This window comes from Microcoleus sp. AS-A8 (genome assembly GCA_039962225.1).
Classification (GTDB): domain Bacteria; phylum Cyanobacteriota; class Cyanobacteriia; order Cyanobacteriales; family Coleofasciculaceae; genus Allocoleopsis.
This window is the reverse complement of sequence record JAMPKV010000008.1, coordinates 204693-217515: the sequence shown is the minus strand read 5'-3', so window position 1 is coordinate 217515 and position 12823 is coordinate 204693. Positions and strand designations below refer to the sequence as shown.

Sequence of the window (12823 nt, the reverse complement as noted above, 5' to 3'; positions counted from 1 at the left end):
ATTTATGCATCAATCTCAGCCATCCGAACAGGAATTACTGAAGTCGGTATTGCAGCCTCTATTAGAAGATTTCCAATATTGGTTTTCGCGATCGCGCTCGTTATTAGAAACTGAAGATTTGCCCTTTTTGAGTGAGGAGCAACAAGCCGATCTGCTGACACGAGTCAGAACAGCTCAGCAGGAGGTGAGTACAGCTCAGATGCTCTTTCAAGCTACCGATGGTCAAGTGGGCATTGAAACGGCGACACTGCTACCCTGGCATCGGTTGGTGAGTGAGTGCTGGCAAGTGGGAACGCAGTGGCGCGCTAGCCGCCTCACCCCAGCCCCCAAGGATATTGCAGATGAGAGCCAACCTTGATCCCCAGGATTGAGCAAAAATCTAGCTGACCAGTGATAAGCTGAACTAACTACTGATTAAAAAAATCATTTCTTATCCACTATCTAGTCAAGAGCTTTACAGGAAAACTATTTAGTTTGGAGGACAAAACTATGTTACACCTGCTTTATCTTGTAGCCTTTACAGTTATAGCGTTTTTGGCGATTGGGAATTTACTTCGCAGCCTATTCACCGTGAGTATGGATTCCCAACGCCGTTATTCACCTCCAGGAGGGTCATCTACAGATTGGGGTCAATCGCCCCTCATGGCTTCTCGTTCTCGATATAAGAGTGTGCCACATCCGGAACTATTAGATGAAACCGGCAATCCCATCAATGAACCTCTGCTGGTGATGCGTTCCATGTCGGTTGACGACGCCCGTGAACGCTTAGATGCTTTATTTAATTCGTCTCCAGGAACCCCGACCGAGAGACAGGAAGAAGGTTGAATGAACAGCCGCCCCGCCCTGAGCTTGCTGACTGGGGCTGAAATGAGGACGGGGCTATCGTCAATCAACAGGGAATACCTCCAAACTTTTTAAGAATTAAATTACCGTTTGCGATAGCGATTGCGAATTTCGTTGCGGATACTCCAACGCAAGTTATTCAAGTTTTCCCACAAAGCTTTGAGCATGAGCAAGGCAAAGGCCAAAACCGCAACGCTGATTGCTGCTGATTTCGTAGTAGCTTGTGGAGCACGAGCTACATAAAAAATTCCATAAAACGCCGCACCAACCACAGCGGAAATAACCGCAGCTTTGACCGCTTCAACCAGGAGAACGCCCAGGGCAAACAGGACAGATTGGCCTCCCGTGAAGAAAATACCTAGGGCTTTAATCAGTTCCCCGCCATAACTCCAAAGCAGCCAACCCATAACAGCGATCGCCGTAAAAATTAAAATAACATTAACGACCCACATTCAGCATCTCCACGAAATGGTTCTAAGCTAGCAGCCGCTAACTTAGTTTTGAGGAAGAGAAATACACTATTTAAGTATTACCGTCAGTTCGTCCTACCGTCCAAACGACTGCATTAGCAAAAAGTTGCCGCTTATACCAAAACGCCTTGTTAAGAAATCTAACTGTAAGCTGATGTAGAGTCATCAGCCCAGTCGATAAGCTCACGAGGGAATGCCCATCAGCGCCTAGGCAATCAGCCCTGCGGCCCCTGAATTTCCCATCTCAAACTTGTGAATATTTATATTCTTGATTTGCTGGTTATTGGCCTACTCTTGCTTGGGGTCACTTTAGGCTCTGGTTGGATTTCTCGTTTACCTTTGTCCTATGCTCTAATCTACTTGGTAGTTGGAATTAGCCTCGGCCCCTACGGCGTTAAACTGATTCAATTACGCCCTGATGCTGAATTTTTGGAACGTCTGACAGAATTAGTGGTGATTATCTCAGTCTTTGGCTGTGGTCTCAAGATGAATCGCCCCCTAAAATTCTGGGCATGGCAGACTACAGCGCGGCTGATTGGGTTTTTGATGCCGATTTCGATTTTCGCCCTTGCTGCCATCTGTCATTGGGTGTTGGGTTTCGACTGGGGAGCTGCCGTTTTGCTGGGAGCGATTCTAGCACCCACTGACCCGGTTTTAGCTTCCGAAGTACAGCTTGCCAATGTGGAAGATAAAGATGAATTGCGATTTGGGCTGACTTCGGAAGGGGGTTTAAATGATGCGTTGGCGTTCCCCTTTGTCTATTTTGGGGTTTTTTGGCTCAAAGATAGCAACTGGGACAATTGGTTTAAACAATGGGTAGCGATTGATTTGGTTTGGGCGATCGCAGCGGGTATTGTAATGGGAATTCTAGTGGCCAAAGCGGTTGTCTGGATTGACCAACAAGTCCAACGCTTCCGAGAAGTTGATAATTTGATGGAGGATTTTGTTGCCCTCAGTACGATTTTGCTCACTTACTCCTTAACCGAATTAGTCAACGGTTATGGATTTCTGGCCGTTTTTGTAGCCGGAGTAACTGTTCAAGCGAGTTATTACCACAACCCCAAAAAGCGCATTGCTCAATTGGAATTTACGGAGCGAGTTGAAAAGCTATTAGAGGTAGGAACCATTTTGATTTTGGGTTCTCTGCTGCTGATTGCCCCTATGATTAAGTATGCGGGTGAAGCCCTATTAGTGGCTGGCTTAGTACTGTTTGTGATTCGACCCGTGGGTGTGTGGATTAGTATGCTGGGCAGTCGCATCCCACCCCCAACCCGTTGGCTATTTGGATGGTTTGGAATTCGTGGCGTCGGTTCTCTGTATTATTTGACCTATGTATTTGGTAAAGGTTTAGAAGGAGAACTGGGAGAACGGATTGCTTGGATTACTTACATTACCATCGTCATTTCCGTAATTTTGCATGGTATTAGTGCCACACCTTTGATCAATTGGTACGAACGCCACATCAAGGGCACTAGCCAAGATGTGAGTCCAGACTCTCCTCCTGATCAACTTTAACTCCACATAATGGTATTCTCAGGGATTGTTGACTCACTCCTAGGTATTGGAATCCATTATGTCCCTTGTCTCTTCTGTCTCCGTTACCGTTCCCGCCACAACCTCTAACCTGGGGCCAGGATTTGACTGTATTGGGGCAGCATTGACACTGTATAACCAATTCAAATTCACCCGCCTCGATGCAGGCGGTGAAGTGAGTGGTGCAACACCTCGAATTACCGTTACAGGTGCTGAGCAAGAGCGAGTCATTACGGATGAGAATAACCTGGTTTACCAATCATTGATCCAGTTTTATCAGCACTTGGGTCAAACCCCCCCACCTGTAACCATCGAAATTGAGCTGGGTGTTCCACTGGCGCGGGGATTGGGAAGTTCAGCCACGGCAATTGTGGCGGGGTTAGTCGCGGCTAACCAACTGGCTGGGGAACCTCTGGAACAAATGGAAGTGATGCAATTAGCGATCGCCATGGAAGGACACCCAGATAATGCCGTCCCTGCCTTCCTCGGAGGATGCTGTCTTGCCGCTGAGGGGAAAGAAGCGATGAAGGAATGGGAGATTTGTGACATTCCCTGGCACTCCAATCTGGTGCCGGTGGTGGCGATTCCAGATTTTGAACTCTCTACGGCACAGGCGCGTCGGGTATTGCCATCCGATTACAGCCGTGCCGATGCGATTTTTAATACAGCGCATCTGGGTTTACTGCTGCGGGGATTGGAGACGGGGCGAGGCGATTGGTTGCAAGTGGCTCTTCACGATCGCATCCATCAACCTTATCGTAAAGCGTTAATTCCCGGCTATGATGCCGTCCAGTATGCCGCTTTAGCCGCTGGGGCTTATGGCATGGTGATTAGTGGTGCCGGCCCTACCCTCTTGGCTGTCGTCGATATCGAATCTGCCCCAACGGTTGCCACCGCTATGGCAGCGGCTTGGAAGGAAGAGGGAATTGCCGCCCAAGTGCGATCGCTCTCGCTGGACACCCAAGGTGTAAGAATTATCACCAATGCTTAATTTCACCTGGCCCAACAACTTTAAGCTTTTGCTCCAATTCTGGGCGCTAACTCCACAAAGAACGGTCTTGTCTGTGGCACAAGACCGTTTTCACACTTAGACTCACTCACAGCCACTTCATTCAATTTCACTAAATTGAGACCGATGGAGGACTATTTCGCCGTAGCCTGGAACCCAAGCCATCCATTCGCTGTCTGAGTGCTGGCACAATAACAACGCTTCGTCATGGCTATAGGGACTAGGGCATTCTTGAAGTTTTACCCAAGTGGAAGACGAGCATTCTGACTTCACGGTGTTCACTTCAGGCTTGCTAGACCAACGCTGTAAAGGCAAGCGCTGCGGTAGTGTCACTCCGGGTTGATAAAAATCGAGCTTCATCATTTTTTTTCCTTAAATTATCTTCTGCTAGGGCGGGCAGCTTTGTCCGTGAGCGCAACGTCAGCGAGCCAGCGAGGAGACAAAGTCTAGGGCAATCTGGCTGTCACGTCTTGCTGGGCTAAGGCAAGTGCCCTGTAAAAAAAGAAGAGATAATATTATTTCTGTATCTAACACTACAAAATTTACTTTTGTGGGGCAAGAAAATGTTTAATAACTTTACAGAAGTTGGGGCTGGTATTGTATAAATGCGATGGGTCAGGGTCATAATTGATCGCGTCAATCGGCCTCTAAAGATTAATCAGTGCAATGTCTGAGGCTAATTTCGTCCAAAGCCTAACGATTACATCTTTCTCACCAGAGAACTGCTATTGCTTCCTGCTCAGCTATCGGAGCCATGGAATAGTGAACTAGGACGCTTGTCGCGTCCTCACTCATACTGCATCAACATTCGTCAGCATCCCTATCCCAACTCAGGGAGTACAGGATTAAGACCCAACCGCTCGTTTTTGTGAAAGGAAATCAGTGACCAGTCAGAAAATTGACCATAAAAGCTCTAAAGTGTCAACAGCCCCTCATTCACGAAATTGGTTCTGGCTCGGATGTGGCTTAAGTGGAGTGGCGATGCTGTCGGCGACAGTCGGTGCCATGTTAGCCGTGTCCTTTTCCTTCACACCTTTGCTGCAAAGGCATTTGACTCGAGACGAAGCGGCAATTTTTAGTAAAAGTGGCAGCCTTACCCGTAGCAATCTACGATTGCCAGAGTTGACCCGACCCGTCAATGTTTTAGTGATGGGAATGAGCGTTCTGACAACCGATGTTCGCAATCCTCCTCCAGATGTCCAAAATCTGAGTTATCAAGCGCAGGTTAACTCTTTCGACGGGTTGTCGGATGTGATGCTTTTAGTCCGGTTTGACCCCAAAACTGAAAAAATGACAGTTCTTTCAATTCCTCGCGATACCCGTGTGGAGATGGATGGGGTGGGTGTGATTAAGATTAATGCGTCCAATATTAACGGTGGCCCAGCCGCTAGCGCTAAATTAGTGAGTCAGTTGCTCGATGGCGTCCAGATTGACCGCTATCTGCGCGTGAACGTTGAGGGTGTGCAAAAACTGTTAGATGCACTGGGGGGCGTTACGGTTGATGTGCCGAAGGACATGAAGTACAAAGACGACTCTCAGCACCTGTATATCAACCTGAAGAAAGGAAGACAGCACCTGAATGGAGATCAGACCCTACAATTGCTGCGCTTTCGTCATGACGGGTTGGGAGATATTGGCCGGATTGAGAGACAGCATATGGTGATGGGTGCGTTGATGGAACAGGCGCTCAATCCTACAACGGTGACGCGATTTCCCCAAATCCTCTCGGTGGTTCAATCGAATTTAGACAGCAATTTAAGCGTTGAGGAATTACTGGCGCTGGTGGGTTTTTCCGTAAAAATAGACCGCTCAAACGTACAAATGTTAACTGTACCCGGTGAGGCTAATAGCGTGGGGCGGAATCATATCAGTTATTGGCTACCTGATTACAGTCGCATTCACGAGATGATGTCACAATATTTTGATCAAAGTTAAGAGTAAAGGTAGCAAAGCCACGACGAACGTTCGTGCCATAGTTTTACCCATTGCCCTAATAGCGATCCTCAGCGCAAGGGTCAGCGCTAGATAGCTGTGCTTGCTTCTTTGAGGATAAACAGCTACCGACGGTTGCGAAACTGTTCTGTATCCGGTGTACCGTTATGGTTATGATTGTCCCGACTTCCCATCGTTGACTGATATTCCAGCCACTTAGCCAAATTCTGAGAGAGCAGGGCGAAGGATTCTGCTACTTGGGGAGGGACTTCTAACGGCAAGCTGCCAGAACGGACATGTAAATCTCGCTGAGGAAAGGGCATTTCCACGTTGCGATGGCGCAGAATCGCCTCAATGCGAAAGTAGATGTCACTCTTAATCCGGAACTGCTGACGGGGTTCGGCAATCCAAATTAACAACTCAAAATTCAGGGAGTTATCACCAAATCCCTTAAAGAAAACTCTGGGAAGGGGTTCAGCGAGCACATCCGCATGTTCTTTTGCGGCATCAATCAGAGCGCTGCGGACTACAGTGAGGTTCGAGCCATAAGCGACACCCACGGGTACTTTTAACCGCGATACAGGACTGTGATGAGTCCAGTTGACGACTTCGGCTTCGAGAAAGCGGGAATTGGGAATGATGATCGAGAGTTCATCGAGAGTCCGAAGTTCAGTGCTGCGAACGCTGATGCGTTCCACCGTTCCCATCAATTCGCCCACATTGACAAAGTCTCCCACTCGAATGGGACGCTCAAAAATCAGTACTAACCCACTGATAAATTCCTTGGCAATTCCCTGCAATCCCAAGCCAATCCCCACACCCACGACGCTAGCCACGATGGTGAGAGAACTTAAGTCCAGTCCCCATAGTTGCAGCACAACAATCGTGCCGAGGAAAATCAGACCATAGGTGACGACTTGGGCGACGGTTTCTTGAGCGGAACGATTTAAACCCGTAAACCGTAAGACACGCGTTCGCAGTAGCTTTTTGGTCGTTCCCGCCACCAGCACGACACCTGTAAATAGCCCAACCAGAATGAATACATCTAAAACTGAATAGGATGTGTTGCCTAGAGGAATCAGCTTCGAGACTAAACTTCCAACCAGGGTCTGGGTAATCTTGCGGCTCAAGTCCCGCGTGTGGGGAAATAAATCCGTGATGTAAAGAACTGTAAAGACCAACAGAGCCAGCCGGATGCCAGCGAGGATAATTTGCACGCCAAGCTCTGCATTGAGGCGCGGATGAGTATCTTGTGAATTGGTCATCTCCGTAGGAAGCCTTGGCTGTAGCCAACGATGCCAAATCCAACCCAAGGCATAACTGCAAGCGATCGCGAAGAAAATTGACCCCACTGAAAGCAAGATGGCAGTCCGGATATAGGCAGGACTCCGTTGTTCTTGTGCTTCCTTAATCGCCTGCTCTAAGTGCTCCGCCCAAATGGCAGCTTGCTCCTTGGCTGAACGTCCAGGGGGCGCATCTTCAGGGGTAACCGTCAGCAAGTGAGCGCCATCGATTTTAATAATCGGTAAATTTTGACTTTCATTGATCGTCACCGGGACTGCCGGTTCAGCATTTTTAACCTTCTGCTGGAGGACGCGATTGGCATCATCGGCTCGTTCTTGGGCGCTATATCGCCCAGATTGACTCACTTCCAAAAGTCGCCGTCCATCTAGAACAATGGCAGCGGCAGGAGGTTCTTGATCCTGAGCTTGAGCTAAAACAGGGACGATCAGTAGTAGACACCCGATGGCAATCGCCACCGCAGCAATCCGGGCAACTAGAGTGACTAGAGACGGGAAGCGTAAGAAGCGATTCATAAATTAGAAACGTGAAAGTTAAATGTCGAACATCAATCGTAGAATCTTAACGAGACTCTGTTGAACCAGAATGCAATTAGCGATTCCTCAACATCAAATTGGAGAGTTAGGCATGGGGTTCAACTCAACGGCCTCTTAATAATGGGATTTTGTTCGGTCAATTTTTGCAGATTCTTTACCTTGATACCTCAGCTATTAGAATGAGCTTTACTCTTGTGCAGCTTGATCCTATACCAAACCCCCACGATCGTAAAGTTTCTTTAAGCGTTCACGGGGGTCTAAGGACTAAACGCTGAATCTATACAGGGTTTCTAATGGTTTGGTGAAGAGTAATAAACCACAGAGACGCAGAGGACACAGAGAAAGAGAAGGAAGAGTTTTACAATTTATTTAAACGGCTTATACAACCTTGAGCCTGTTAAAAGTAATATTTAATCATGCCCACTGACTTATCTCTACTCTTTACTTCCTGTAAAGGTAACTCCTTGGATAAAATAGCGATTAAAAAATGCATAAATGACTAATGCAGGCAGCGTCAGAACCATCGAAGCTGCCATAATATAGTTCCAATAACTAATATATTGACCCTTAAATGTGTTCAATCCCAAAGGAAGAGAGAACATTTCTGGGTCAGATAAAATAATTAATGGCATTAAAAAATTATTCCAAGCCCCCATAAAAATAAAAATGGCTTGTGCAGCTAAAGCGGGTTTGGCTAAAGGCAAAACAATGGATAAGAAAGTTTCCCAGCGATTTAATCCATCTAGGGCGGCTGCTTCTTCCAACTCTTTAGGGAAATTAATAAAAAATTGCCTCATCATAAAGATAAAGGTAGCATTGACAACATTAGGAATAATTAAGCCTTGGTAAGAATTGAGCCATCCCAAATTTTTCAGAATCAGATAGCTAGGAATCAACGTAATTTGACCCGGAACCATTAAAACCGCCAGAATCAAAAAAAATAGAAAACTATTCCCTGGAAAACGTATCCGTGCCAAGGCATAGCCCGCCATGGAGTTAAATAATAGATTAAATCCTGTAATAAAAGCGGCAACAATAATACTATTAATTAACCAGCGCCCGAATAACGGCTCTTTAAAAAAGATAGTTCTATAATTATCCCAAGTAAAATGATGAGGAATAAACTGACTACCGCCAGCCATGATTTCTGACAGCGGTTTGAACGAAGCAGAGAGTGCCCAGGCAAAAGGTAAAAAGGTAATAACAGCGTACAAAATTAGTCCGGCATAAAGCAATCCTCTGACCCGGTTAAAAATTTTCATTCGATTAGACTCCCTGATTTAGTTCTCTTCTTTAAAGAAATAACGCTGAATCAGGGTTACGAGCATAATCACACCTGCTAGCATTAAAGCTAGGGCCGCGGCATAACCCATATCCAAGCTCTTAAAAGCATATTGATAGATTAGAAGTACAACCGTTAACGTTGAGTTATTCGGCCCCCCCGATCCAGCGGAGAAAATGTAAGATTGGTCAAACAATTGAAAGGTTCCGATCACACCCATCACAACAATAAAAAATGTTACAGGTCGAAGTAAGGGCAGTGTAATTGAAACAAACTGATCAAATCGGTTTGCTCCATCAAGGGTTGCTGCTTCATAAAGGGACTCTGGGATATCTTGCAAGGCGGCTAAGTAAATCACCATATAAAAAGGTGCCGTTGACCAAATATTCATTAACATGATGGATTTTAGGGCAACAGATGGGTCGCCTATCCAGTTGTAAGTCGGTAGATGGAAAAAGGCAAGCAGGTTATTGAGTAAGCCATTAGAGTTATAAATCCACATAAAAATCAAAGTTAAAACGGCTGACGAAGTAACCGTAGGAAGAAAGAAGATAATCCGGAAAAAATTCTTGCCTTTGATAGGATAATTAAGAATTAAGGCTAAAATAAGAGCTAAAATGGTTTGGATAGGAACAACAATAGCTACATATTCAGCCGTATTTTTTAACGCAATCCAAACCCGCTCATCTGAGGCCATGCGAATGAAGTTTTTTAAGCCAATAAAACGGTAACTAAAATCTCCTAATATACGAACTTTGTTAAAGGCCAAAAACAAGGCATAAGTAATGGGTAAAATCACGAAAATACCCATTACGATAATCGTTGGAGCCATAAAGGAGTAGCCTGCGATCGCTTCTCTGACACCCTGCTTCTTCCAAACCCCCTTCATGAGCGGCTCTCCTGTACGTTAGGCACTTACATTATCTAGCTGCTTGAATTTCTTTATTCGCGGATTGTTGCGCTTTTTTCATCGCCTGTCGTAATGATTGTTCACCAATCAAAGCACTAATAAACTGATTATTAAAGTGAGTTAAAAGGGTAGGTAATGTCTCTCCCGCTTGCCAAATGGTTGCATAATCAGCACCTCTTGCAAAGGGGGCATAGAGAGGATTATTAAGATATCTAAGTTCTTCTAAAACAGATTTACGTGCTGGTAGGGCAAGTCCTTCTTTTGCCCAAGCTTTCATACCTTCTTGATTCGTTAAATAAGCAATGAGTTTCCAAGCGGCCTCTTTATGTTTGGCTTTTTTATTCATAACATACGCCACTGTATACGCCATTGTTCCTTTTTTGCCGTTAACTGTGGGAACTTCAGCGGTGGCAAATTCTAGGTGGGAAAATGTTTCTTGTAAGTAAGGAATTGCCCAAGTTCCTTCAATCACCATTGCGGCTTTGCCCTGACCAAACATTTCACTTCCTGTGCTAGCACCCACATCTGAAGGTTGAGCGGAAGACTGCTCTTTACGGTACTGCTCAATGATTAATTGCAGACCTTTTAAATTCTCTGATGTAAAAAATGCTGCATTTTCTTGTCGATCAATTAACTGACCGCCAAAGGCAGTCATCATAAAGTATTGACGCGAAAGTTCGGGAGCAATGCCAAACCCGTATTGTTCTTTTCTACCATCTTGATTTTGATCGACAGTCAGTTTTTGGGCATCATCACGTAACTCATTCCAGGTTTGAGGAGCCTGGTTTACTCCTGCGGCTTGGAAGGCTTTCTTGTTATAAAATAAAGCCAGAGTGGAGAAATCTTTAGGCAAGCCATAAATTCGATCTTCTAGCTGAAAAGCTTTTAGTAAGCTAGGCTCGAAGTCATTGAGATTAAACTCTGGATTAATATAAGAGTTGAGCGGCTCAAGAACCCCATATTTCATTAATAAGGGAGCTTCAAACGCATCTAGATAAAAAACATCAGGTGCCGCGTCACCAATTAATCGAGTTTTAATTACATCCATATATTGGTCATTAATCGTTTCATGCTTGACCTTAATATTGGGATGCTGAATTTCAAATTGATTTAAAACATTCTCTAGTAACTGTTTTTCGTTGGGGTTGCTTTGCCAACCACTTAACGTTACAGTGATACGTTCCTGTGCATCCCTCAATCCACAGCTCGTTAAGGTGATGAGGCAAAAGAGTAAGAAAACCCAAAATGAGAGGGTTTTTTTCAGGCGTTTGATCTTCATCAACGGTAGCGAATACGAGATGAATCCCTAGTTTATGGGCACGTCAAATTTTCTGCTTAGTATTAGCCCATGCTGTGGACTCTATCTCAAGCAGAAAAATTCAACTTTTTTAAAAATATTTACAAAAAGAAACGTATATGAAGAGTAAAACCTATTACATTGGCTTATTAGTTCATAGTGAACAGTTTAGCCTTTTTCTTAGTAATTATGTTTGTCAGCTCGGATGCGGTCATATACCTTCATATCAGTTAATTTAATTTAAGACTTGGCGATCGCCCTTAACTTCGCCATCCACCTCTGATCAATAAACGGGCTACATCATCGCAGATTTAGCCCGTTACAAGTCAACTATTAAATTTTCCAAGGTCTCCTCTACAACCAAACTAAGTGGACAGGTTTCGCAAGGTTTACTACAGTTCTCTGAGAGCAAAATTTTCCGATTATAGGGGTTTGGCGTTGCCTTTGATTTAGAGGCGTTGCCACTGAATCTGAATCTCTTATAGAGAACTTTTGCGATTCCAATACTATAGTAGCAAGATTTTTGACAAGGTGCTAATTATGAACTTTTTTTTACAGCTTTAAGGTTGTAGAAGATGAGCCTGGAAAACTAACTGAATCACGGGCAAAGTATTTGCAGTGGGATGTATGAATTAAGCCCAAATGTTTAGAGCAAATACTTCACCCAAACCAGAGACATGCTTTAACGCAGAGCCAGATCAGACCTTAATTTCACCGCCAAGTCTTGTTCTGGATAAACAGCAACCATCTTGACAGCTTTCCGGTTTAACAACCACCCGCCGATACTACCTAAACCGGCACCACCTAGAACTTCTAAAGCTGAAATCGAGCGATTTCCTGTGAGACCCGCCAGTGCCGCCGCAGCACCCGCACCAATGGCCGTACCGGTCAAAATCGAAGTGGTGTTGGCTCCCTTTTTCACTTCCTCCATTCTTGTCACCACATTGGAAGTGGCATTAATGTAGTAAGGTCTGACTTGCGTGTTACCCAAATCGCGATACAGCGTCAGCTCTTTACCCACAAACTGGGTACCGCGAGAGGCCGGTCTGAGTTCGCCCTTAATCTCACTCCCTCTAGGAATCAAAACTCTGCGGTCATTGCTTATAACATCCTGTGCCACTGTTAACGTCAATGGCACCTTTTCATCCGGCATGAGCAGAACTTTGTCTTTGTCGTATTCAACTTTAATGGCAGTGCCAGAGGGAACGAATCGATTATAAGATTCTGAGCCAGGATAACGAGTCTGAGCAAAAGCAGGTGCTGTTGTGATCAAGGGGGCAACAGCACTGCTACTAATAGATAGTGCCAAGAAAGCAGCCGTTCCAGTTTTCCAAGACTTAAGATTTAACATGGGAAATTCTCTCTAACTCAAGCAAAAGGGGATACCCAATGACATCCTTTCAGAGTCACTTGGGTCATGAATATTGGACAAGGCGTAAGGGAAAATGAGGTTGGGTAAGGTCAGCGATCGCCAATTACTAATTGGTGAGAATTGCCGATAAACCGCAACTTGATAGAAGTGTTCACACTGATTGACTTAGAGGAGACAAAAAGGTTCCTTTCGGGTCGAAGTTATTTTTAAGATAACTGGATATAGGGCAGAGGTACTTCATCCGATTGAGTGACCCAATTGGGTGATTTAACTCACTGACCCAAACTTTTCTACCGCGAAAATTAAACCGTGTAAATTCAGCTCAAAGCTAGAATCA

The 12823-nt window shown here is 45.1% G+C and carries 12 protein-coding genes; 5 read left to right on the top strand and 7 right to left on the bottom strand.

Annotated features, from left to right (window positions below; all coding sequences use genetic code 11):
- Positions 1-4 precede the first annotated feature (4 nt).
- Entirely contained in the window at positions 5-358 is a 354-nt protein-coding gene (locus tag NDI48_15010; protein ID MEP0832482.1) for a DUF2605 domain-containing protein, read from the top strand.
- 131 nt (positions 359-489) lie between these two features.
- Positions 490-825, top strand: a complete 336-nt coding sequence (locus tag NDI48_15005) for a DUF2973 domain-containing protein (protein ID MEP0832481.1) — start codon at positions 490-492, stop codon at positions 823-825.
- Positions 826-926: 101 nt separating this feature from the next.
- On the opposite strand, the gene NDI48_15000 is transcribed toward NDI48_15005, so the two are convergent.
- A complete protein-coding gene (locus NDI48_15000) occupies positions 927-1295 on the bottom strand; it encodes a hypothetical protein (protein MEP0832480.1) in 369 nt (122 codons plus the stop codon).
- A gap of 270 nt (positions 1296-1565) precedes the next feature.
- Here NDI48_15000 and NDI48_14995 point away from each other — a divergent pair, with 270 nt between their 5' ends.
- The gene (locus tag NDI48_14995; protein MEP0832479.1) at positions 1566-2828 is read left to right on the top strand and encodes a sodium:proton antiporter; all 1263 of its coding nucleotides are present in this window, start codon (positions 1566-1568) and stop codon (positions 2826-2828) included.
- 58 nt (positions 2829-2886) lie between these two features.
- Positions 2887-3837 carry a homoserine kinase gene (gene thrB / locus NDI48_14990; protein MEP0832478.1) on the top strand — a complete coding sequence of 317 codons (951 nt, stop codon included), beginning with the start codon at positions 2887-2889 and terminating at the stop codon, positions 3835-3837.
- Positions 3838-3954: 117 nt separating this feature from the next.
- Here thrB and NDI48_14985 read toward each other — a convergent pair whose 3' ends face one another.
- Positions 3955-4218, bottom strand: coding sequence for a hypothetical protein (locus NDI48_14985; GenBank protein ID MEP0832477.1), 264 nt, complete (start codon positions 4216-4218; stop codon positions 3955-3957).
- 519 nt (positions 4219-4737) lie between these two features.
- Between NDI48_14985 and NDI48_14980 the strand changes: the two genes are divergently transcribed.
- Positions 4738-5790 (top strand): LCP family protein, encoded by a 1053-nt coding sequence (locus NDI48_14980; protein MEP0832476.1) that lies wholly within the window; start codon positions 4738-4740, stop codon positions 5788-5790.
- Between the two features lie 122 nt (positions 5791-5912).
- Here NDI48_14980 and NDI48_14975 read toward each other — a convergent pair whose 3' ends face one another.
- The 5 genes from NDI48_14975 to NDI48_14955 all read right to left on the bottom strand — a co-directional run bounded on the left by NDI48_14975 (position 5913) and on the right by NDI48_14955 (position 12465).
- Positions 5913-7604 (bottom strand): mechanosensitive ion channel, encoded by a 1692-nt coding sequence (locus tag NDI48_14975; protein MEP0832475.1) that lies wholly within the window; start codon positions 7602-7604, stop codon positions 5913-5915.
- A 455-nt stretch (positions 7605-8059) separates the two neighbouring features.
- Positions 8060-8887, bottom strand: a complete 828-nt coding sequence (locus tag NDI48_14970) for a carbohydrate ABC transporter permease (protein MEP0832474.1) — start codon at positions 8885-8887, stop codon at positions 8060-8062.
- An 18-nt stretch (positions 8888-8905) separates the two neighbouring features.
- Positions 8906-9796: a sugar ABC transporter permease gene (locus tag NDI48_14965; protein ID MEP0832473.1), complete on the bottom strand. Its 891-nt coding sequence runs from the start codon at positions 9794-9796 to the stop codon at positions 8906-8908.
- Positions 9797-9827: 31 nt separating this feature from the next.
- A complete protein-coding gene (locus NDI48_14960) occupies positions 9828-11096 on the bottom strand; it encodes an ABC transporter substrate-binding protein (GenBank protein MEP0832472.1) in 1269 nt (422 codons plus the stop codon).
- Between the two features lie 700 nt (positions 11097-11796).
- Positions 11797-12465, bottom strand: a complete 669-nt coding sequence (locus NDI48_14955; GenBank protein ID MEP0832471.1) for a hypothetical protein — start codon at positions 12463-12465, stop codon at positions 11797-11799.
- Positions 12466-12823 lie beyond the last annotated feature (358 nt).

Excerpts from the sequence above, each read along its gene's own strand:
- NDI48_14965 (MEP0832473.1), bottom strand. The coding sequence starts at position 9,796 with ATGAAGGGGGTTTGGAAGAAGCAGGGTGTCAGAGAAGCGATCGCAGGC.
- NDI48_15000 (MEP0832480.1), bottom strand. The coding sequence starts at position 1,295 with ATGTGGGTCGTTAATGTTATTTTAATTTTTACGGCGATCGCTGTTATG.
- thrB (MEP0832478.1), top strand. The coding sequence starts at position 2,887 with ATGTCCCTTGTCTCTTCTGTCTCCGTTACCGTTCCCGCCACAACCTCT.
- NDI48_15005 (MEP0832481.1), top strand. The coding sequence starts at position 490 with ATGTTACACCTGCTTTATCTTGTAGCCTTTACAGTTATAGCGTTTTTG.
- NDI48_14955 (MEP0832471.1), bottom strand. The coding sequence starts at position 12,465 with ATGTTAAATCTTAAGTCTTGGAAAACTGGAACGGCTGCTTTCTTGGCA.
- NDI48_14970 (MEP0832474.1), bottom strand. The coding sequence starts at position 8,887 with ATGAAAATTTTTAACCGGGTCAGAGGATTGCTTTATGCCGGACTAATT.
- NDI48_15010 (MEP0832482.1), top strand. The coding sequence starts at position 5 with ATGCATCAATCTCAGCCATCCGAACAGGAATTACTGAAGTCGGTATTG.
- NDI48_14975 (MEP0832475.1), bottom strand. The coding sequence starts at position 7,604 with ATGAATCGCTTCTTACGCTTCCCGTCTCTAGTCACTCTAGTTGCCCGG.
- NDI48_14960 (MEP0832472.1), bottom strand. The coding sequence starts at position 11,096 with ATGAAGATCAAACGCCTGAAAAAAACCCTCTCATTTTGGGTTTTCTTA.
- NDI48_14985 (MEP0832477.1), bottom strand. The coding sequence starts at position 4,218 with ATGATGAAGCTCGATTTTTATCAACCCGGAGTGACACTACCGCAGCGC.